The organism is Bradyrhizobium australafricanum, assembly GCF_020329495.1.
GTDB classification, from domain to species: Bacteria; Pseudomonadota; Alphaproteobacteria; order Rhizobiales; family Xanthobacteraceae; genus Bradyrhizobium; species Bradyrhizobium australafricanum.
This window is the reverse complement of sequence record NZ_JAGKJL010000033.1, coordinates 84,887-104,249: the sequence shown is the minus strand read 5'-3', so window position 1 is coordinate 104,249 and position 19,363 is coordinate 84,887. Positions and strand designations below refer to the sequence as shown.

At 65.6% G+C, this 19,363-nt stretch carries 18 protein-coding genes and 1 pseudogene; 10 read left to right on the top strand and 9 right to left on the bottom strand.

The genetic code is table 11. From position 1 onward, the window contains the following. The 5 genes and pseudogenes from J6525_RS26870 to J6525_RS26850 form a co-directional block, all read right to left on the bottom strand. A pseudogene (locus tag J6525_RS26870) lies at positions 1 to 351 on the bottom strand (IS4 family transposase); the annotation flags it as partial. Positions 352 to 955: 604 nt separating this feature from the next. After that, on the bottom strand, positions 956 to 2,446 hold the full coding sequence (locus tag J6525_RS26865; protein ID WP_249796191.1) for a L,D-transpeptidase family protein: 1,491 nt from the start codon (positions 2,444 to 2,446) through the stop codon (positions 956 to 958). A gap of 229 nt (positions 2,447 to 2,675) precedes the next feature. Then, positions 2,676 to 3,638: an acetyl-CoA carboxylase carboxyltransferase subunit alpha gene (locus J6525_RS26860; protein ID WP_225646914.1), complete on the bottom strand. Its 963-nt coding sequence runs from the start codon at positions 3,636 to 3,638 to the stop codon at positions 2,676 to 2,678. 203 nt (positions 3,639 to 3,841) lie between these two features. Then, the gene (gene xerD / locus J6525_RS26855; RefSeq protein ID WP_225646913.1) at positions 3,842 to 4,825 is read right to left on the bottom strand and encodes a site-specific tyrosine recombinase XerD; all 984 of its coding nucleotides are present in this window, start codon (positions 4,823 to 4,825) and stop codon (positions 3,842 to 3,844) included. Positions 4,826 to 4,841: 16 nt separating this feature from the next. After that, positions 4,842 to 4,988: a hypothetical protein gene (locus tag J6525_RS26850; protein ID WP_016843561.1), complete on the bottom strand. Its 147-nt coding sequence runs from the start codon at positions 4,986 to 4,988 to the stop codon at positions 4,842 to 4,844. A gap of 145 nt (positions 4,989 to 5,133) precedes the next feature. Here J6525_RS26850 and J6525_RS26845 point away from each other — a divergent pair, with 145 nt between their 5' ends. The 3 genes from J6525_RS26845 (at position 5,134) to J6525_RS26835 (ending at position 8,332) form a co-directional block, all read left to right on the top strand. Further along, positions 5,134 to 5,754, top strand: a complete 621-nt coding sequence (locus tag J6525_RS26845) for a shikimate kinase (protein ID WP_076824827.1) — start codon at positions 5,134 to 5,136, stop codon at positions 5,752 to 5,754. A 10-nt stretch (positions 5,755 to 5,764) separates the two neighbouring features. Continuing rightward, on the top strand, positions 5,765 to 6,907 hold the full coding sequence (aroB, locus tag J6525_RS26840) for a 3-dehydroquinate synthase (protein WP_225646912.1): 1,143 nt from the start codon (positions 5,765 to 5,767) through the stop codon (positions 6,905 to 6,907). Positions 6,908 to 7,024: 117 nt separating this feature from the next. Then, entirely contained in the window at positions 7,025 to 8,332 is a 1,308-nt protein-coding gene (locus J6525_RS26835; RefSeq protein ID WP_057015543.1) for an HlyC/CorC family transporter, read from the top strand. Between the two features lie 176 nt (positions 8,333 to 8,508). Here J6525_RS26835 and J6525_RS26830 read toward each other — a convergent pair whose 3' ends face one another. Next, the gene (locus tag J6525_RS26830) at positions 8,509 to 8,958 is read right to left on the bottom strand and encodes a hypothetical protein (RefSeq protein WP_092083131.1); all 450 of its coding nucleotides are present in this window, start codon (positions 8,956 to 8,958) and stop codon (positions 8,509 to 8,511) included. A 118-nt stretch (positions 8,959 to 9,076) separates the two neighbouring features. Further along, complete coding sequence (locus tag J6525_RS26825; protein WP_028338206.1) at positions 9,077 to 9,352, bottom strand: BolA family protein; 276 nt, start codon at positions 9,350 to 9,352, stop codon at positions 9,077 to 9,079. A gap of 109 nt (positions 9,353 to 9,461) precedes the next feature. Here J6525_RS26825 and J6525_RS26820 point away from each other — a divergent pair, with 109 nt between their 5' ends. Continuing rightward, positions 9,462 to 10,100 carry a J domain-containing protein gene (locus J6525_RS26820; RefSeq protein ID WP_225646911.1) on the top strand — a complete coding sequence of 213 codons (639 nt, stop codon included), beginning with the start codon at positions 9,462 to 9,464 and terminating at the stop codon, positions 10,098 to 10,100. A 198-nt stretch (positions 10,101 to 10,298) separates the two neighbouring features. Here the strand turns inward: J6525_RS26820 and J6525_RS26815 are convergent, their stop codons facing one another. Beyond that, positions 10,299 to 11,393, bottom strand: coding sequence for a citrate synthase/methylcitrate synthase (locus J6525_RS26815; protein ID WP_225646910.1), 1,095 nt, complete (start codon positions 11,391 to 11,393; stop codon positions 10,299 to 10,301). A 76-nt stretch (positions 11,394 to 11,469) separates the two neighbouring features. Between J6525_RS26815 and J6525_RS26810 the strand changes: the two genes are divergently transcribed. After that, positions 11,470 to 12,693, top strand: a complete 1,224-nt coding sequence (locus J6525_RS26810) for a citrate/2-methylcitrate synthase (protein ID WP_225646909.1) — start codon at positions 11,470 to 11,472, stop codon at positions 12,691 to 12,693. Positions 12,694 to 12,753: 60 nt separating this feature from the next. Here the strand turns inward: J6525_RS26810 and J6525_RS26805 are convergent, their stop codons facing one another. Further along, positions 12,754 to 13,416 (bottom strand): DedA family protein, encoded by a 663-nt coding sequence (locus J6525_RS26805; protein ID WP_225646908.1) that lies wholly within the window; start codon positions 13,414 to 13,416, stop codon positions 12,754 to 12,756. 292 nt (positions 13,417 to 13,708) lie between these two features. On the opposite strand from J6525_RS26805, the gene cobS reads away from it, so the two are divergent. The 5 genes from cobS (at position 13,709) to J6525_RS26780 (ending at position 19,358) form a co-directional block, all read left to right on the top strand. After that, positions 13,709 to 14,707: a cobaltochelatase subunit CobS gene (cobS, locus tag J6525_RS26800; RefSeq protein ID WP_057015539.1), complete on the top strand. Its 999-nt coding sequence runs from the start codon at positions 13,709 to 13,711 to the stop codon at positions 14,705 to 14,707. Between the two features lie 3 nt (positions 14,708 to 14,710). Then, entirely contained in the window at positions 14,711 to 15,121 is a 411-nt protein-coding gene (locus tag J6525_RS26795; protein ID WP_028343272.1) for a GNAT family N-acetyltransferase, read from the top strand. After that, entirely contained in the window at positions 15,118 to 17,016 is a 1,899-nt protein-coding gene (gene cobT, locus J6525_RS26790; RefSeq protein WP_028343273.1) for a cobaltochelatase subunit CobT, read from the top strand. The genes J6525_RS26795 and cobT overlap by 4 nt, the downstream gene beginning before the upstream one ends. A 3-nt stretch (positions 17,017 to 17,019) precedes the next feature. Beyond that, on the top strand, positions 17,020 to 18,108 hold the full coding sequence (locus J6525_RS26785) for an esterase-like activity of phytase family protein (RefSeq protein WP_225646907.1): 1,089 nt from the start codon (positions 17,020 to 17,022) through the stop codon (positions 18,106 to 18,108). A 137-nt stretch (positions 18,109 to 18,245) separates the two neighbouring features. Next, entirely contained in the window at positions 18,246 to 19,358 is a 1,113-nt protein-coding gene (locus tag J6525_RS26780; RefSeq protein WP_225646906.1) for an NADH:flavin oxidoreductase/NADH oxidase, read from the top strand. Positions 19,359 to 19,363 lie beyond the last annotated feature (5 nt).

Sequence of the window (19,363 nt, the reverse complement as noted above, 5' to 3'; positions counted from 1 at the left end):
CTTGTCGGCCAAGGCGCGCCGCTCATGCGGGATTTTTACCTTGCCTTTGCGCGTCCAAACGTTGCCGCCAGTAAGGCCAAGACAGACCCCGCTGTCGGCATCCACCGCCATCATCGCATGCAACAGCACGCCGCGAGCATTGCCCTTGCCGACTTTGCCCAGCCCGCGCCGCCGTCCCGCCTGGGTCTGGAACTTGACCTCGCTCGTATCCTGGATCGCCAGCACATGACGCCCGCTGACCGCAGTCCGCGTCTGCGCGCTCCAGCCCTCAATCAATTTATCGATCGTGACTTGGGGGTTGTTCACAAACCGCCAGAACGCCATATTGGCAGCCCAATCGCCCCGGGCCATCTGGCGCAAGCAGACGCTGCGCGTGCAAAGCATAGCCCGGAGAAGCGTCGCCCCCTTTTGTCGAGACGAACGTCCCCGAACTCACCCAAAGACAAATCCGGCTGCATCGCTGGCGCTCCTTCGAATCAAAGCGCCAGTGAGAATCATACAACATGCTGCAGAGACGCCACTTCTTGCTGCACCGAGTCAATCTGTCGCGCCCCAAAACCGTGTAGAGACGCTAGTGCTTTCGCAGGGACCCATACGCTGCGGCGGGCGTTACAGACGGGACTCGCCGTTCCAGCATCGCGTAACAATTTGCATTTGTGGTTATGGGTCCCTGCTTTCGCACTAGCGTATATACATATCCTCCGCAGTCTTTCCGGAGTCTTCTCAAAGAGTTGGCCGAAAACCGCAGAGAACTTACTCATCTGCACTAGGGTTGCGCCCGCCGATTTCGGCTCTCGCCTAGTAGCTAACCCCTTGATGATGAGTCGGTTTTCTAGCCTCGAAGAGATGTGTAAATGCCCTAGTGCTTTCGCAGGGACGACGGCTGGAAATAGTTTGCGCTACAGCAGCATTGCGACGAGCGGCAGCGAGCTGTCTTCGCGCAGACGCGCCGCGCCTACTTCACCGCCGAGAAGCGGGTGTCGAACGAGTTGGTCTGCACCACAGGCGCGGAGCCGGTGAGTTGGGTCGACGACGTCGGGGCCGGCGCGGCTGCGGCGGTGGTCACTGGCGGCTTCGGTGCGGGCTTGGCGGCCTGCTTCGGCTCAGCCTTGGGGGCGACGCGAACCACCGATTGCGGCTTGGCCTCGGCGACCTTCGGCTTGGCCGGGGCGGCAGCGGCCGGAGCCGGCGCGCTCGTCTTGCTGGCGTCGGCGGTGCCGCCGATGCCGACCTTGCGCGCGAAGCTGGAGAAGAAGCCTTCGGATTTGTCAGAGGTGGATTTGTCGGAGGCGGATTTGTCGGACGCGTTCGCCGAGGCAACGCGGGTGCTGGCCGACGACGTGGTGGACGACGTCGTCGCCACGACCGGCTCTTCCTGCTGGACCGCGAGATTTGGCTTCGGCGGATTGACCGTACCGGGGATCGTGCCGGGCGCGCGTGCCAGCGACATCGATGCCAGCGCCTGGCTGTCGCCGCCTTCGGAGAGGCCGGTGTTTCCTTCCGGAATCTTCGAGGCGAAGATCGCGTTCATGCCGCCGTCGATGCCGGTGTTGAGGCGCGCAACGGGCGTGCCCTTGGATACCAGCTTGGCGGTCTCGGCGGCGTCCTTCTGCTCCTTCTCGTGCACCGCGCTCGCGATCTCCTCGGGGATCACATAGGCCGGGCACTTCGCGGAGGCGTCGAACACCGGATCGCGTGTCGCGCCCGGCGCCTTCACCGCGTCGAACACATACTTCTTCTCGCAGAAGTCGACCTTCGGCTCCTGCTTCGTCACCTCGAAATGATCGTAGCCTTCCTTGATCATCTTCCAGAACGGCATGTTCGGATTGTTGCGGTGCTTGGCCATGTTCACCGGCGTCATCCGGAACGGATAGGCCTGCAGCTGGAACGCCTTCTGGCCGCCGAAGAAGGATTCGCGGCCGAGCGAGTAGATCTCCGCGATCTGCTCGTCGGTCATCGCGTAGCAGCCGCGCGAGGAGCAATCGCCGTGCACCATCAGCTGCGAGCCGGTGCGGCCGAGCGCCTTGTCGAAGGCGTTGGGATAGCCGGTGTTGAACGACAGGTAATAGGCCGACTGCGGGTTCATCTGGCTCGGGTTGATCGAGTAGAACCCTTCGGGCGCCTGGCGGTCGCCTTCGCGGACCTTCGGACCGAGGTCGCCCGACCAGCGGCAGATCGGATAGGTCTTGAGCAGCGCGAACTGGCCGGAGCGGTTTTGCTTCCAGACCTCGAGCTCGGCCTCCTGCTTGAACAGCCGCACCAGGATCGGCGACTGCATGTCCATGTCCTTTTCGGTCATGGCAGCGACGAGCTTTGGCGGGACCGGCTGGTTGGCCTTGGCGTTCTGCGCGAGCGAGATCTGGTCGCTGTCACAACCGGCGAGCATGACGCCTGCGGCGAGGACCGCCGAGGTCAGAAGCGCGCGTACGAGCGTGCGATGAGTCAAGTCCGAGCTCCACACCCACCGGGCGATTTTCGCGACCCCAACACGGCGAATATGCCCTGAAGCCATTGTCTAAAATATTAGCCTTCGACGACCCCTGCTCGCAACCTGAACCGGGGCGGACAGCCCTCACGGTAGCAGGCATGGTTCAAGGAATGTTAAAGACCCGGCTCGGGGCCCAATTACGGCAAAATTGGTCGATTTGGACGAAAAATCGGGCGGTTTGGCCGTCTCAGCCGAGCTTACGGCCGATATCGAGAAACTTCTGGCGCCGCTGCTTGCGAATCGCGTCCGGATCAAGATTTCGTAGGTCGTTGAACGCTTGGGCGACCGCGTCGCCCGTGGTCGCGATCATCGCGGCGGGGTCGCGATGAGCGCCGCCCGATGGCTCCTTCAGGATCTGGTCGATCACCCCGAAGCGCAGCATGTCCTGGGCGGTGATCTTCATGCTGTTGGCGGCTTCCTGCGCCTTGGTGCCATCGCGCCACAGGATCGAGGATGCCGCCTCCGGCGAGATCACGCTGTAGATCGCGTGCTCCATCATCAGGACGCGGTTCGCCGTGGTGATGGCGATGGCGCCGCCCGACATGCCTTCGCCGGTGACGATCGCGACATTGGGCACGCCGAGCGACAGGCAGGCGTCGGTCGAGCGGGCGATCGCCTCGGCCTGGCCACGCTCCTCGGCGCCGATGCCGGGATAGGCGCCGGCGGAATCGACGATCGACAGCACCGGGATGCCGAACCGGTCGGCCATCTCCATCAGGCGCACCGCCTTGCGGTAGCCTTCGGGGCGCGCCATGCCGAAATTGTGCTTGATGCGGCTCTCGGTGGTGGCGCCCTTCTCCTGGCCGACCACGCAGATGCTCTCGCCGCGGAAGCGGCCGAAGCCGCCGACCAGGGCCTCGTCGTCGGCGAATTTGCGGTCGCCGGCCATCGGCGTGAATTCGGTGATCAGGCCGCCGATGAAATCGGTGAAGTGTGGTCGCTGCGGATGCCGCGCCACCAGCGTCTTCTGCCACGGCGTCAGATTGGAGTAGAGTTCGGTGAGTGCCTGCGCCGCCTTGTCCTCGATCCGCGCGACCTCGTCGCCGATGTCGCTGCCGCTCGCGGCAAGCGCACGCAACTCGTCGATCTTGGATTCAAGCTCGGCGACGGGTTTTTCGAAGTCGAGATAGCTGCGCATCGGGTCGGGCATCAACTCAATATAGGAAGGAACGGTGCGAGGGGCGAAGCGGTTTCGGCGTCGGAAAGAGAAGCTTTGTAACTTCAAACGGTTAACGCGCATCCGGGTGGAATGCACGCTTCGGGATCGCAAGCAGGTGACGCTCTTTCTGCGGAGACGAAGCGGAAGTCAAGGCGGATCAGATGAAGGTATCGAGGTCTCCGGGCTACGGACCGCTACGATTTCTCCGCCAACGGATGCAGGTCGCGGACCAGGCTCTTCAGCCGCTCCTCGACCACATGGGTGTAGATCTGGGTGGTCGAGATGTCGGTGTGGCCGAGCAGGGTCTGCACGATGCGCAGGTCCGCGCCATTGTGCAGCAGATGGCTGGCAAAGGCATGACGCAGCACGTGCGGGGAGACCAGCCGCGGCGCAAGGCCGGAGGCGCTCGCAAGCTCCTTCAGATCGCGGGCGAAATGCTGCCGGGTCAGATGGCCGCTCTCGCCGGAGGACGGAAACAGCCATTTCGACGGCGCGGCCTTCTTCGCCTTCGGCTGCATCACCTCCAGCGCCGCGAGATAGTCCGCCATCGCCTGGCGCGAGGCGTCGTTCAGCGGCACCAGCCGTTCCTTGTTGCCCTTGCCGCGCACCACGATCATCCGCGCATCGCGCCGCGCCGCCGAGACCGGCAGCGACACCAGCTCGGAGACGCGCAGGCCGGTGGCGTAGAGCACCTCGAGCAGGCAGTAGAGCCGCAGCGCGCGCAGCCGCTGCGCCGGCGAGACGTCGGTCTGGGTTAGCTCCTTGGCCCGGGTCAGCATGCGGTCGACGTCGGCGATCGACAGCACCTTGGGCAGGCCGCGGCCGCGCTTCGGGCCGGACAGGATCGCGGCCGGATCGTCGGTCCGGATCCGCTCGTTGAGCAGGAAACGGTAGAGGTGCCGCATCGCCGACAGCCGCCGCGCCACGCTGGTCGACTTGAAGCCGCGGGTATCGAGGTCGGCGAGGTAGCCGCGCAGGGTCTCGGTGTCGGCGCTGGTGAAATCGGCGCCGGCATGGGCGAGGTAGTCGGAGAAATCGGTGAGGTCGCGCCGGTAGGCGTCGAGCGTGTTGGCGCCGGCGCCCTGTTCCGCGGCGAGCATGTCGAGGAACAACGCGGTCAGTCTGGCGTCGGAGGACTTGGCGAGGGTCTTGGCGGGATTTTTGGCAGCAGCGGGCATGCCGGAATCATAGCGTCTATTTCTTGAGGAACTTATCCGGTGGGATGGTCACCGTCATTTCCCGCGGTTTCGGGTGCACGAAATTGGCCAGCGCGAAGACGATGCCGTAGCCGATCCCGAAAATCACGGCGACGACCGTCAGGAAGCGGAACAGGCTGGGCATGGAAGCGACTCGGGCGGCGAATTAACCAATGAAATCATCCAACATGTTCCCCGCGCGGTTGCAAGAGTCGCTGGTAAGGGTGTCGCCGGGGGTAGTATAGGTGGCTCGAATTCTGAACAATTCGTCCCAATATCCGAGCTTTTTGATGTCCGACGCAGCCGTCCCGGCGCCCACCCACCCGACCCTGGAGGCCGACATCGCGGCCGCGCTGGGGACGCGGTCGATCGTGCTGGTCGGCATGATGGGGGCCGGCAAGTCGACCATCGGCCGGCGGGTGGCGGCGCGACTCAAGCTGCCGTTCACCGATGCCGACACCGAGATCGAGGCGGCGGCGGACATGACGATCCCGGAGATCTTCGAGAGCAAGGGCGAGCCGTATTTCCGCGACGGTGAGGCGCGGGTGATCGCCCGCATCCTCGGCAATGGCCCGGTCGTGCTGGCGACCGGCGGCGGCGCCTTCATGCGTGAAGAGACCCGCAACCGGATCCGCGACCGCGCGATCTCGATCTGGCTCAAGGCCGACAGTGATATCATCATGCGCCGGGTGCGCCGCCGCGCCGATCGTCCGCTGTTGCACACCCCCGACCCGGAGGCGACCGTCAACCGCCTGCTCAGCGAGCGCGAGCCGGTCTACGGCACCGCCGATTTGACGATTGCTTCGCGCGACGTGCCGCACGACCGCATCGTCGACGAATGCCTCGAGGCCCTGCATGCGCATCTGTGCGGTGCGCGTCCGGCCGACGAGCAACCACCTGTGATGGATTGAACGCGACCTCATGACTGCGCCCTTGAAACATTCCGCCTCAGTTACCGTCGACGTCGCGCTCGGCGACCGCGCCTATGACATCGTCATCGGCCGCGACGTGCTGCAGTCACTTGGCGAACGTGTCGCGGCGCTGCGGCCCGGCGTGCGCACCGCCATCGTCACCGACCACACCGTCGCCAAGCACTGGCTGGAGCCGACCGAGGCGTCGCTCGCCGCCGCGGGGGTGCCGACGTCGCGGATCGTCGTCGAGGAGGGCGAGGGCTCGAAGAGCTATGCCACGCTGACCGAGGTCAGCGAAGCGCTGATCGCGGCGAAGATCGAGCGCAATGACCTCGTGATCGCGCTCGGCGGCGGCGTGGTCGGCGATCTCGCCGGCTTCGCGGCCGCGATCCTGCGCCGCGGCGTCGATTTCGTGCAGGTGCCGACCTCGCTGCTGGCGCAGGTCGATTCCTCCGTCGGCGGCAAGACCGGCATCAACTCGCCGCAGGGCAAGAACCTGATCGGCGCATTCCACCAGCCGGTGCTGGTCATCGCCGACACCTCGGTGCTCGACACGCTGTCGCCGCGCCAGTTCCGCGCCGGCTACGCCGAGGTCGCGAAATACGGCATCCTCGGCGACGAGGCCTTCTTCGCCTGGCTCGAGAAGAACCACACCGACATCTTCGCCGGCGGCGCCGGGCGCGAGCACGCGATCGCAACCTCCTGCCGCGCCAAGGCGGGCGTCGTCTCGCGCGACGAGCGCGAGACCGGCGAGCGGGCGCTGCTCAATCTCGGCCATACCTTCGGCCATGCGCTGGAAGCCGCAACCGGCTTCTCCGACCGGCTGTTCCACGGCGAGGGCGTCGCGGTCGGCATGGTGCTGGCGGCGGAATTCTCGGCGCAGCTCGGCATGATTTCGTCCGACGATGCGGGGCGCATCGCGCGTCATCTGTCCGCGGTCGGATTGCCGACGCGCCTGCAGGATATCGCAGGCTTCGCGCAGGAAGGCCTTGCCGACGCCGACGCGCTGCTGGCGCTGATGGCGCAGGACAAGAAGATCAAGCGCGGCAAGCTCACCTTCATCCTGCTGGAGGCCGTCGGCCGCGCCGTGATCGCCAACAATGTCGAGCCGCAGCCGGTGCGCGACTTCCTGCAAGCCAAGCTGAAGGCCTAGACCGGGATGCCTCTCCTTCGGATCGTCATCCCGCTCTATCTTTTTGATTTGAGCATGATCTTTTCGGAAAACCGCTACACACTTTTCCGGATCATGCTCTAGCCACGGATCAGTTCAGTGGGATGGTTCACCTTCTCGATCGTGCTGCTCTGCCTGTTCATCTCGGCGTTTTTCGCGGCGAGTGAGACCGCGCTGACCGGCGCCTCGCGCGCCAGCATGCTGCGGCTGTCGAAGCAGGGCAACACCGATGCCGGTGTGGTCTCCAAGCTGGTCAACATGCGCGAGCGCATGATCGGCGCGCTGCTGCTCGGCAACAACATCGCCAATATCGGCGCCTCGGCGCTGGCGACCGGCGTGTTCACCGCCTGGTTTGGCGACGTCGGCGTGCTCTATGCCACCGCTGTCATGACCGTGATGGTCGTGGTGTTTGCCGAGGTGCTGCCCAAGACCATCGCGATCAACGCGCCCGACCGCATCTCGCTTTTGGTCGCGCGGCCGATGCGGCTGACGATCTTCGTGCTGGGGCCGCTGCTCACCATCATCGAGACCATCGTGCTGGCGCTGATGAAGCTGCTCGGCATCAAGGTCGGGGCGCATCAGGCGGTGCTGTCGCCGACCGAACGTCTGCGCGGTGCGGTCGATCTGTTGCATCACGAGGGCAAGGTCGAGAAGCAGGATCGCGACATGCTCGGCGGGTTGCTGGATCTCAGCGAGCTGCAGGTCTCCGACGTCATGGTCCATCGCACCGAGATGACCATGGTCAACGCCGACCTGCCGCCCGAGGAACTGGTGCGCGAGGTGCTGGCGAGCGAATACACCCGCATCCCGCTGTGGCGGGAGAAGCCGGAGAACATCGTCGGCGTGCTCCACGCCAAGGACCTGCTGCGCGCGATGCGCGCCAACGAGGGTGACATGTCGGCGATCGATGCCTCCGCGATCGCGCTGCCGCCCTGGTTCGTGCCGGAGATGCGTCCGGTCTCCGAACAGCTGAAGGCGTTCCGTCGCCGCAAGACCCACTTCGCCCTCGTGGTCGACGAGTATGGCGAGGTCGAAGGCATGGTGACGCTGGAGGACATCCTGGAGGAGATCGTCGGCGATATCTCCGACGAGCATGACGTCGTCGTTGCCGGCGTACGGGCGCAGCCGGACGGATCCGTGGTGGTCGACGGCTCGGTGCCGATCCGCGATCTCAACCGTGCGATGGACTGGCGCTTGCCGGACGAGGAGGCGACCACCGTCGCCGGCCTCGTGATCCACGAGGCGCGCTCGATCCCGGAGCGCGGCCAGAGCTTCACCTTCCACGGCTTCCGCTTCCGCGTGCTCCGCCGCGAGCGCAACCGCATCACCGCGCTGCGCATCGTCGCCGTCCCGCGCGAGGCCGAGCTGGAGGAGAAGAAGCCGAAGCGGGCGGGGACGGCGTTCTAGTTCGAGTTGGCCAGTCTCCTAGCACCGTCACCCTGAGGAGCGCGCATCGCGCGCGTCTCGAAGGGTCGACGGCCCGGCCGGTGGCCGTGCATCCTTCGAGACGCCGCTTCGCGGCTCCTCCAGCGACAAAGGCGCAGCCTTTGCGCGGGGATGACGGATCAGGCAGCGGCGTGGACCTACTCGATATCGATCGAGATGCCCGACAGCTTCCAGGCGCCGTCGGAGGGGATGAAGCCGAGCTGATACTTCACCTGCTTGGGCGTGGTGTCGAAATGTCCCTTCAGCCGCAGCACGCCCTTGTCGTCGATCTTGGCGTCCTCGTCGAGAACGATCGGCTTGGCGACTACGGCGTCGAACACCGCGTGCTTGTCGACCAGATCCTTGAAGATGGTCTTGAGCTTGTCGGGTGGAAACTGGTCGCGGAACGGCTTTGAGATCTTGGCGTGGAACACGGTGAAATTGTTCGCCGCCACCGCATCGTTGAGCGACACCAGGATGCTCTTGATCAGCACCTCCTGGACGAACGGGCTCGGCATATCCAGCGCCGAGGCCGGGCGCATCGCGCAGATCAGGAGCAGGCCGGCGGCGGTGACGATCGACCGGAAACGTGGCCAGCTAGGGATCATCAATGGCCCCATATCATGCGTGGCGGTGCAATCCGTAGTTTCACCTGCTCACGCAGAGAGCAGGTCCATCCTGTTCTCATAGAGGAAAACCGCCGCTTCGTCTTGAGGCAAGCGCGCACTAGCGCGGCTTTTCCCCGGGGCCGTGGGCGTGGATCGCCAGCGCATGCACCGAGCCGGCGAGTTCCTGCGCCAGCGTCGCATTTATCATGCGATGGCGTTCGATCCGGCTCTTCCCTTCGAAGGCCGGAGACACAATATATACCCGAAAGTGCGTCTCCCCGCCTGGCCTGTGGCCGGCGTGGCCCTCATGCAGATGTGACTCGTCGACGACGTCGAGGCTTTCCGGCAAGAAAGCTTCACGCAACTTGTTTATGATAGCGTCTTTGGTGCTCATGGCGGCGGAGTTAGGTTCGCGACAGCTTTTCGTCAATGGTGCAAGCGGGAAACGAGGTCCGCGCAATGTCAAGACTTGAAGATTTGTGCATTGCGTAGTCAAAGAGAACATGCCGATCGATTCATCAAAATTCTTCGACTCCATTCGCATCAAGCCGACCAAGGTCAGTGCGAAGCGCCAGGCGCAGGCCGGCGAGCAGGCCGTGACCTGCGAGTGGGCGGGTTGCCAGAACAAGGGCGCGCATCGCGCCCCGAAAGGCCGCGAGAATTCGCGCGAGTATTGGCACTTCTGTCTCGACCACGTCCGCGAATACAACCAGTCCTACAATTTCTTCCAGGGCATGAATCCTGACGACGTCGCGCGCTACCAGAAGGACGCGCTGACCGGCCACCGTCCGACCTGGAAGATGGGCGCCAACAACGGCAAGAAGGGCGAGAGCGGTCTCGATGCCGCCTCCGATCCGTTCCACGTATTCTCCGAGCTCAACGGCCGAGGCCGCTGGCGCCCCGGACCGGGTGGCGCGGAGCCCAAGCCCGAGACCCGCAAAATCATGAACGCCGAGCGCAAGGCGCTGCAGGTGATGGGGCTCGGGGCCGAGGCGACGCTCGAAGACGTCAAGTCGAAGTACAAGGCGCTGGTCAAGCAGCACCATCCCGACGCCAATGGCGGCGACCGCTCCACCGAGGATCGCCTGATCGAGATCATCAAGGCGTACAATTATCTGAAGACCGTGGTGCGCGAGGCCTGAAGTCTTGCCTCCGTCGCCCCTGCCTAGTGCGCAGTTGCGCACGGGAGCAGGGGCCCATAACCACCGGCCGTTATCGTTTGCACAAGATGTCTGCCCGATTGCCCTATTGATGGGCCGCGGCGTATGGGTCCCGGCCTTCGCCGGGACGACGGCGGAGTGTGTGGCTCCGCCGTCGCAAACGTTGATACGGCTTGGTTCTCACCCTTTCGGCACCGCCCCGACATAGGACGAGCTCGGCCGGATCAGCCGCCCGGTGCGCAGCTGCTCCAGCGCGTGCGCGGTCCAGCCGGCGGCGCGCGCGGTGGCGAAGATCGGCGTGAACGCCTGCCGCGGGATTTCCAGCCCGTCGAGCAGGATCGCGGTGAAGAACTCGACATTGGTCTCGAGCGGCCGCTCCGGATTCTTTTTCCGCAGCGCCTCGCGGATGTAAGCCTCGACCTCGCCGGCAAATGGCAGGTCGGCACCACTGGCCTCGAGGCGCTCGATCGCGACCTTCAGCACGTCGGCGCGCGGGTCGCGCACGCGATAGACGCGGTGACCAAATCCCATCAGCCGTTCGCCGTGCGCCAGCGCGCCGTCGACCCAGGGCTTGATGCGCTCGCGTGTGCCGATCGCGTCCAGCATTTCGAGCACCGGCTCAGGTGCGCCGCCATGCAGCGGGCCGGTCAGCGCGCAATAGCCGCCGGTGATCGCCGCGAACAGATCGGCCTGCGTCGAGGCGATCACCCGCGTGGTGAAGGTCGACGCATTCATGCCGTGGTCGCAGACCGTGACGAGATAGGCGTCGAGCGCTGCGACCTCGCGCAGCTCGACCTTGCGGCCCAGCAGCATCCGCAGCGTGTCGGCGGCGTGGCCGGCATTCGGGTCCGGCGCGATCGGGTCGTGTCCCTTGGCGTGCTGGACCAGCGCGCCGGCGATCACCGGGAAGGCGCCGACGATGGTCGCCTCGTGCTCCAGCCCGTTCTCGCCGCGGAGGCCTGCGATCGCGGCCCGGAAGCCGTCGACGATCGACATGCCGCGCGTCGCCGGCAGCAGGTCCGGCAGGCGGGCGAAGGCGCGTTCGCGGGCGGCGCCGAGGCTGGCGCGGACATTGGCTTCACTCAGCGACTTGCCGGTGGCGCCGCTCCACAGCCGCGCCGTGACGCCCTCGAAGCTCGACTTGCCCGCGAGGTCGGCGACGCGCTCGCCGGCGATGATCAATTCGCCGCGCTCGCCGTCGACATGGCTCAACACGGTCTCGGCGGCAGGAACGCCGTCCAGACCGATCTGGCTCTTGGTGAGATGCATATTCATGGCCTGATCTCCTTGCTTCACCCTCTCAAGGTCAGGCCTCTCGACGAGTTGATCAATCTTGATTATATAAATCAATATGAAAAAATCCGCCGAGCTTTACCTCTCCGCTCGCGAAGCCGCCGCCGAGCTCGCGATCTCGCCGGCGACCCTCTACGCCTATGTCAGCCGCGGGCTGATCCGCTCCGAGCCGTCACCGGATTCGCGCAGCCACCGCTACCGCGCCGAGGACATCAGGGGGTTGAAGGAGCGCCGCGTGCCGTCGCCGGAGCCGCGCGGCTTCCGTAATTTCGACGCCGATCTGCCGGTGATGGATTCGGCGATCGCGACCATCACCGAGCAGGGCCCGATCTATCGCGGCGTCAACTGCGTCGAGCTCGCTGAGCGCGACACGCTGGAGCACACCGCGACGTTGCTGTGGGACGTCACCGGCGTCGATCCGTTCGCGCCTGACAATTGTCCGCACGTCTCGGACGAAATGCGCGCGATCGCCGAAGCCGCGCGCCGCGCCCAGCCGATCGACCGCACGGTCGCGGTGCTGGCGCTGGCGGCAAGCGCCGATCCCGGCGCCTTCACGCGCGCGCCCGACGGCCGCGCCATGGTCGGCGGCCGCATCCTGCGGCTGCTGGTCGCGACCATGCTGAATGCTGTGCCGTCGAACGAGCCGCTGCACGAGCAGGTGGCGCGGGTCTGGACGCCTGACAACAAGCACGCGCCCGACCTGATCCGCCGCGCGCTGGTGCTGCTCGCCGATCACGAATTGAACGCGTCGACCTTCACCGCGCGCTGCGCGGCATCGACCGGGCTCAATCTGTACGACGCCGTGATCGCGGGTCTCGTCGCGTTGAAGGGACCGATGCATGGCGGTGCCGGCGTGCTCGCCTCGCGCCTCGTCAAGACGATGCTCGACAATGACGTTGCGCCGGTGGTTCGCGAGCGGGTCGCGCTTGGCGAGCGTTTTGCCGGCTTCGGGCACGGCGTCTACAAGAAGGGCGATCCGCGTGCGATCTCGCTGCTCGAGGCGCTGACACGGGCCGGCGCGCCGCGCAAATTCACCAGGGAAGTACCGGAGCGGATCGCGGAGGCGACCGGCGAATTCGTCAACATCGATTACGCGCTGGCGGTGCTGGTGCATGCGCTGCGGATGCCAGCTGGCAGCGAGCTTGCGCTGTTTGCGATGGCGCGCAGCGTCGGCTGGATCGCACATGCCAGCGAGCAGCTTCAACTCGGCAAGTTGATCAGGCCTCGCGCGCGCTATGTCGGACCGGCGCCCGGGCGGGCGGGAACGACCAACAGCATCTAGCGCATGATCCGGAAAAGTGGAGACCGGTTTTCCGAGAAGATCATGCGCAAGTGAAAGGAATTATTTGGCCGGCTTGGCCGGTTCGATCAGGCTGCCGCCGTGCCGGCGGCGGATGGTCCAGACGGCCAGCGCCAGGATCACGGCGCCGCCCGCGACCGCAAACATCCACAGATGCTTGCCGACATGGCCATGATGCGGCAGGCCGGCATAGTCATGCAGCGCGGTGACGGCGAGCACGCCGGGCAGCACATGCGCCGGCGCCCAGAGCAGGATCGCGGGGATGTTGACCGCGTAGAAGCGCACCGGCGGCATGTCGAGCGCGCCGGCCGTGATCGGCACGAAGGCGCGGATCGGCGGCACGAAGCGGGCGAAGAACACCGCGAGCACGCCCCAGCGATTGAAGAACGCCTCGCTCTGCGCCACCACGCGCGGATAGTTGGAGAGCGGCCAGGCCGACAGGATCTCGCGCTGGCTGCGGTGGCCGATCAGGTAGGCGGTGCCGTCGCCGAGCATCGCGCCGGCGGCCGCCGCGGCGAGCACCGGCAGCAGCTTCAGTTCCCCGCCCGGCACCAGCGCGCTCAACGCCAGGATGATGGTCGACCCCGGCACCAGGGAGCCGACCACCGGCACCGCCTCCAGCAGAGCGGCCAGAAACAGCGTCAGATAGGCAAGCCAGGCATGGGCCGAAACGAACGCGATCAAAGGGTCAAGGAATGAAGTCACAAAATTCCCATGTGGCGGTGTTATCGATTTGAGAGCTAACAACTCCCCGCCGGCCTGAAAAGTGCCCGGCCCGGGCCGGCCGTCGTGGCGCTGCGGCAAAAGTACGGCGGGATTTGCAGGGCAGCCTTCCAAAAACCGAGTTTCGCTCCTATCTTTATGATAGAACAACGGAACTTTGATTTGCTCGCGGGCTTCTGCCAACCGTTGCTCTCTGCTAGGCTTATGCGAAGCACCCCATCCGCAGCCAAACGATTAATCTGGTTTCGGGAACGCCCGGGACCTCGGAGGATGAATGACGACCGCCGTCCAGACCAAAGCTCAGGAACCCGTCGGCTTGCCCGACATGAAGGTGTCGGTCCGGCAGGTCTTCGGGATCGATAGCGACCTGGAAGTTCCCGCCTATTCCGAAGTCGATCCGCATGTGCCGGAAGTCGACAGCGACTACCGCTTCGACCGCGCCACCACGCTCGCGATCCTCGCCGGCTTTGCCAAGAACCGCCGCGTGATGGTCACCGGCTATCACGGCACCGGCAAGTCCACCCACATCGAGCAGGTTGCGGCCCGCCTCAACTGGCCCTGCGTGCGCGTCAACCTCGACAGCCACATCAGCCGTATCGACCTCGTCGGCAAGGACGCCATCGTGGTCAAGGAAGGCAAGCAGGTCACCGAATTCCGCGACGGCATCCTGCCCTGGGCGCTGCAGCACAATATCGCGCTGGTGTTCGACGAATACGACGCCGGCCGCCCGGACGTGATGTTCGTGATTCAGCGCGTGCTGGAAGTCTCCGGCCGCCTGACGCTGCTCGACCAGAACAAGGTGATCAAGCCGCATCCGGCGTTCCGCCTGTTCTCGACCGCCAACACGGTCGGCCTCGGCGACACCTCGGGCCTCTATCACGGCACCCAGCAGATCAACCAGGGCCAGATGGACCGCTGGTCGATCGTCACCACGCTGAACTACCTCGCCCATGACGAGGAAGTGGAGATCGTGCTGGCGAAGGCGAAGCACTATCGCACCCAGGAAGGCCGCGACATCGTCAACAAGATGGTGCGGCTTGCGGATCTGACCCGCAACGCGTTCGCCAATGGCGACCTGTCGACGGTGATGAGTCCGCGTACGGTGATCACCTGGGCCGAGAACGCCGACATCTTCAGCGACATCGGCTTCGCGTTCCGCGTCACCTTCCTCAACAAGTGTGACGAGCTGGAACGGCCGCTGGTCGCCGAGTTCTACCAGCGCTGCTTCAACGTCGAGCTGCCGGAATCCTCGGTCAACGTGGCGCTCAGCTAATCCATGCCGAAAATCTCCGTCGAGCGCACAGTCACACAGACGAAGAAGGCGGTGCTCGGCGGATTGCTCCACTACAACAACGAGAAGATGGGGAAGCAGAAGTACAAGCGCTTCGCCATCTCGCTGCGGCAAGGCGACGAGATTGTCGGCGGCATCGTCGGCGAGGTCTGGACCGCGGTGTTGTTCATTCAGTTGTTCTGGATGGAGCAGAAGTTTCGCAACAAGGGCTTTGGCGCGAAGCTGATCAAGGCGATCGAGGACGAGGCGCGGCGCTTCGGAGCGACGCGATCCTATCTGGATACGATGAGCTTCCAGGCGCCGGGCTTCTACCGCGCCAACGGATATAAAGAGTTCGGTTCGATTGAGGGGTATCCCGGCGGCGTAACGCGCCATTGGTTTACGAAATCGCTATGACAACCTCCAACATCAAATTCCGTCCCGGATCCAAGGAAGCGCCGACCGAGCCGTTCAAGCGCTCGGTGTCGGCGTGCCTGAAGGCGATCGCCAAGAAGCCGGAGCTCGAAGTCTCCTTCGCCGCCGAGCGCCCCGGGCTCGCGCCCGGCAAGGCGCGGCTGCCGGAGCCGGCGCGCAAGATGACCAAGCGCGATGCGGCGATCGTGCGCGGCCACGCCGATTCGATCGCGCTCAAGATCGCCTGTCACGATCCCAAGGTGCATCGCAAGCTGATGCCGGGTAACCCGCAGGCGCGCGGCGTGTTCGAGGCGGTCGAGCAGGCGCGCGTCGAGGCGATCGGTTCGCGGCGGATGGCGGGCGTCGCGAAGAACCTCACCGCGATGCTCGACGATCATTTCCACCGCGGCAAGTATGACGAGATCACCGATCGCGCCGACGCGCCGCTGTCGGATGCGCTGGCGATGCTGGTGCGCGAACGTCTCACCGGCATGGCGCCGCCCGCGGCCGCCAAGAAGATGGTCGATCTCTGGCGTCCGACCCTGGAGGACAAGATCGGCTCGCGGCTCGACAAGCTTAGCCGTTTCACCGAGGACCAGGCGAGGTTCGGCGACCTCGTCCATGATCTGCTGTCGGCGCTCGATCTCGGCGACGACCGCAACATGGATTCGGACGATGACGACGACCAGGACGAGAACCAGGACGGCGAGAGCGATCAGTCCGGCGCCGAGGGCTCGCCCGACTCCGATGCCGCGCAGGAGATGAGCGCCGACCAGGCGCAGACGTCAGCGGAAGAGATGAGCGAAAGCGCGATGGAGAGCGCGCAGGCCTCCACGTCTGATACGTTCGACGACGGCGAGCTCGGCGACGACGAGACGCCGGGCGAGGCGACGCGGCCGAATGCGCGCGGACAGAACGAGCCGCGCGGTCCGGAATATCACGCCTTCGCGCCGAAGTTCGACGAGGTGATCGCCGCCGAAGACCTCTGCGATCACGACGAGCTCGAGCGGCTGCGCTCCTATCTCGACAAGCAGCTCGCGCATCTGCAGGGCATCGTGGCGCGGCTCGCCAACCGCTTGCAGCGCCGGCTGATGGCGCAGCAGAACCGGGCCTGGGATTTCGATCTCGAGGAGGGCATCCTCGATCCGGCGCGGCTTTCGCGCGTCGTCACCGATCCCTATCATCCGCTGTCCTTCATGCATGAGAAGGAGGCCACCTTCCGCGACACCGTGGTGACGCTGCTGCTGGATAACTCCGGCTCGATGCGCGGCCGCCCGATCACGGTCGCCGCCACCTGCGCCGACATTCTGGCGCGCACGCTGGAGCGGTGCGGCGTCAAGGTCGAGATCCTCGGCTTCACCACGCGCGCCTGGAAGGGCGGGCAGTCGCGCGAGGCGTGGCTCGCGGCCGGCAAGCCGGCCAATCCGGGCCGCCTCAACGATCTCAGGCACATCATCTACAAGTCGGCCGACGCGCCCTGGCGTCGCGCGCGGAAAAATCTCGGGCTGATGATGCGCGAGGGCCTGCTCAAGGAGAACATCGACGGCGAGGCGCTCGACTGGGCGCACAAGCGCCTGCTCGCGCGCCCCGAGCAGCGCCGCATCCTGATGATGATCTCCGACGGCGCGCCGGTCGACGACTCCACGCTGTCGGTCAATCCCGGCAATTATCTCGAGCGGCATCTGCGACACATCATCGACGAGATCGAGACCCGCTCGCCGGTCGAGCTGATCGCGATCGGCATCGGTCACGACGTGACGCGCTACTATCGCCGCGCCGTGACCATCGTGGACGCGGAAGAGCTCGGCGGCGCCATTACCGAAAAGCTCGCCGAGCTGTTCAGCGAGACTCACGGCTCGGCGCCCGCGCCGGGCATCCGGCGCCGCCTCCACTCGTGAGACATGCGCTCATCCCCTAGCCGCCGCCGTTTCCTCCAGGGTATGGCGGCGGGGCTGTCAGCCGCCGCATTGCCGCGTCTGGCGCAGGCGCAGAGCGCGACCCAGCCGCCGGCAACGCCGAGGCCGGCTGCGAGGCCGAGCCCCTACCGGGTCAACGAACCGGTTTCGATCGACGTCAACGCGCGGCCGCTGCCGTCGTTCGATATCCGCGACCGCGCGCGCACGCGGTTCGGCGCACTGGAATATCGTAGCGGTCTGATCCTGACCTCGTCGTTCTCCGGTTTCGGCGGCCTCTCCGCGCTACGGCTCGATGCCAAGGGCGAACGCTTCATCGCGGTCAGCGACCAAGGCAGCTGGTTCACCGGTCGCATCGTCTATCGTGGCCGGGAGATGGTCGGGCTCGACGACGTCGAGGCGGCACCGCTGCTCGGCGCCGACGGCAGGCCGATCACCGCGACCCGCGGCTGGTATGATTCGGAATCGCTCGCGCTCGACGGCTCGTTCGCCTATGTCGGGCTCGAGCGGGTCAACCAGGTGCTGCGCTTCGATTTCGCCAAGGGCTTTACCCGCTCGCGCGGCGAGGTGATTGCGCTGCCGCCGGCGGCACGCAAGCTTCCCAACAACAAGGGGCTGGAGGGCCTCGTCTTCGTGCCCAAGGCTACGGGCCAGCCGCTCGCCGGCACGCTGATCGCGTTCTCGGAACGCGGGCTCGATGCGAGCGGCAATTTGATCGCCTTCCTGGTCGGCGGCAAGACTCCAGGCCAGTTCAGCGTCCGCCGCAGCGAGAATTTCGACATCAGCGACGCGGTCCTGCTGCCGTCGGGCGGCCTGTTGATTCTGGAGCGGAAATTCTCCTGGTTCGGCGGCGTCGGCATCCGCATCCGCCGTCTCGCGCTGTCCGATATCGCGCCCGGCGCCGTGGTCGACGGCCCCGCGATCTTCAATGCCGATCTCGGCAACGAGATCGACAATATGGAAGGCATCGACGCCCATGTCACGGAGGAGGGCGAGACCGTGCTGACCATGGTCTCCGACGACAATTTCTCCCTGATCCAGCGCAATCTGCTGCTGCAGTTCACGCTGGTGGACTGAGGGCGCCGGCCCGGAGGGACCCCGTCAGGACATTGCTGATCTGCGCCCCGGCCTGCGCGGCCTTCCGGACGGTTGGTGATCGGCCGTGCTGCCTCTATCTTAACCGGGCCCTCTCCCCGATCCCGGATATCCGCCGCATGAGCACCCTGTTCTCCCCGATCGAACTGCGCGACCTGAAACTCTCCAATCGCATCATGGTCTCGCCGATGTGCCAGTATTCGGCCGTCGACGGCTCCGCCAACGACTGGCACTTCACCCACATCAACATGCTGGCCCTGTCGGGCGCGGCGATGTTCTGCATCGAGGCCACCCATGTCGAGGATATCGGGCGGATCACGCCCGGCTGCCTCGGTCTTTACAACGACGCCAACGAGGCGGCGCTGAAGCCGATCCTGGCCTCGGTGCGCGAGCATTCGAAAGCGGCGGTCGCCATGCAACTCGCCCATGCCGGCCGCAAGGCGTCGAGCCAGCGCCCCTGGGAGGGCGGGCAGTTGATCCCGATTGCCGAAGGCGGCTGGCAGACGGTCGGACCATCCAACGTCCCGCACAAGGAAGGCGAGGCCGCGCCGGTGGCGCTCGACGACGCCGGCCTGACGCGCATCCGCGAGGCCTTTGTCGCGTCGGCAAAGCGCGCCGACCGGCTCGGCATCGATGCGCTCGAGCTGCACGGCGCGCATGGCTATCTGCTGCACCAGTTCCTGTCGCCTATCGCCAACAAGCGGACCGACCGCTATGGCGGCTCGCTGGAAAATCGCATGCGCTTTCCACTGGAAGTGTTCGACGCCGTGCGCGCCGTATTCCCGGATCACAAACCGATCGGCATGCGGGTGTCGGCGACCGACTGGGTCGAGGGCGCCTGGGACCTTGCGCAGACCATCGAGTTTGCCAAGGAGCTGAAGAAGCGCGGCGTCGACTGGATGGATGTCTCCTCCGGCGGCGTCTCGCCGTTGCAGAAGATCCCGCTCGGGCCGGGCTATCAGGTGCCGGCGGCGCTGGCGGTCAAGGAGGCGACCGGCGTTACCACGATGGCGGTCGGCCTGATCACGGAAGCGAAGCAGGCGGAGGAGATCGTCTCGTCCGGCAAGGCCGATATGGTCGCGCTCGCCCGCGGCATGCTCTACGACCCACGCTGGGGCTGGCACGCCGCCGCCGAGCTCGGCGGCGAGGTGAGCGCGCCGCCGCAATACTGGCGCTCGCAGCCCTCGACGCAGAAGGCGCTGTTCGGCAAGACCACGTTCGGGACGCGCTGACAGCG

What these genes read in the sequence shown, in the direction of transcription:
- J6525_RS26860 (WP_225646914.1), bottom strand. Translation starts at nt 3,638, where the DNA reads ATGCCCGACCCGATGCGCAGCTATCTCGACTTCGAAAAACCCGTCGCC.
- xerD (WP_225646913.1), bottom strand. Translation starts at nt 4,825, where the DNA reads ATGCCCGCTGCTGCCAAAAATCCCGCCAAGACCCTCGCCAAGTCCTCC.
- J6525_RS26850 (WP_016843561.1), bottom strand. Translation starts at nt 4,988, where the DNA reads ATGCCCAGCCTGTTCCGCTTCCTGACGGTCGTCGCCGTGATTTTCGGG.
- J6525_RS26845 (WP_076824827.1), top strand. Translation starts at nt 5,134, where the DNA reads ATGTCCGACGCAGCCGTCCCGGCGCCCACCCACCCGACCCTGGAGGCC.
- aroB (WP_225646912.1), top strand. Translation starts at nt 5,765, where the DNA reads ATGACTGCGCCCTTGAAACATTCCGCCTCAGTTACCGTCGACGTCGCG.
- J6525_RS26830 (WP_092083131.1), bottom strand. Translation starts at nt 8,958, where the DNA reads ATGATCCCTAGCTGGCCACGTTTCCGGTCGATCGTCACCGCCGCCGGC.
- J6525_RS26825 (WP_028338206.1), bottom strand. Translation starts at nt 9,352, where the DNA reads ATGAGCACCAAAGACGCTATCATAAACAAGTTGCGTGAAGCTTTCTTG.
- J6525_RS26820 (WP_225646911.1), top strand. Translation starts at nt 9,462, where the DNA reads ATGCCGATCGATTCATCAAAATTCTTCGACTCCATTCGCATCAAGCCG.
- J6525_RS26815 (WP_225646910.1), bottom strand. Translation starts at nt 11,393, where the DNA reads ATGAATATGCATCTCACCAAGAGCCAGATCGGTCTGGACGGCGTTCCT.
- J6525_RS26810 (WP_225646909.1), top strand. Translation starts at nt 11,470, where the DNA reads ATGAAAAAATCCGCCGAGCTTTACCTCTCCGCTCGCGAAGCCGCCGCC.
- cobS (WP_057015539.1), top strand. Translation starts at nt 13,709, where the DNA reads ATGACGACCGCCGTCCAGACCAAAGCTCAGGAACCCGTCGGCTTGCCC.
- J6525_RS26795 (WP_028343272.1), top strand. Translation starts at nt 14,711, where the DNA reads ATGCCGAAAATCTCCGTCGAGCGCACAGTCACACAGACGAAGAAGGCG.
- cobT (WP_028343273.1), top strand. Translation starts at nt 15,118, where the DNA reads ATGACAACCTCCAACATCAAATTCCGTCCCGGATCCAAGGAAGCGCCG.
- J6525_RS26785 (WP_225646907.1), top strand. Translation starts at nt 17,020, where the DNA reads ATGCGCTCATCCCCTAGCCGCCGCCGTTTCCTCCAGGGTATGGCGGCG.
- J6525_RS26780 (WP_225646906.1), top strand. Translation starts at nt 18,246, where the DNA reads ATGAGCACCCTGTTCTCCCCGATCGAACTGCGCGACCTGAAACTCTCC.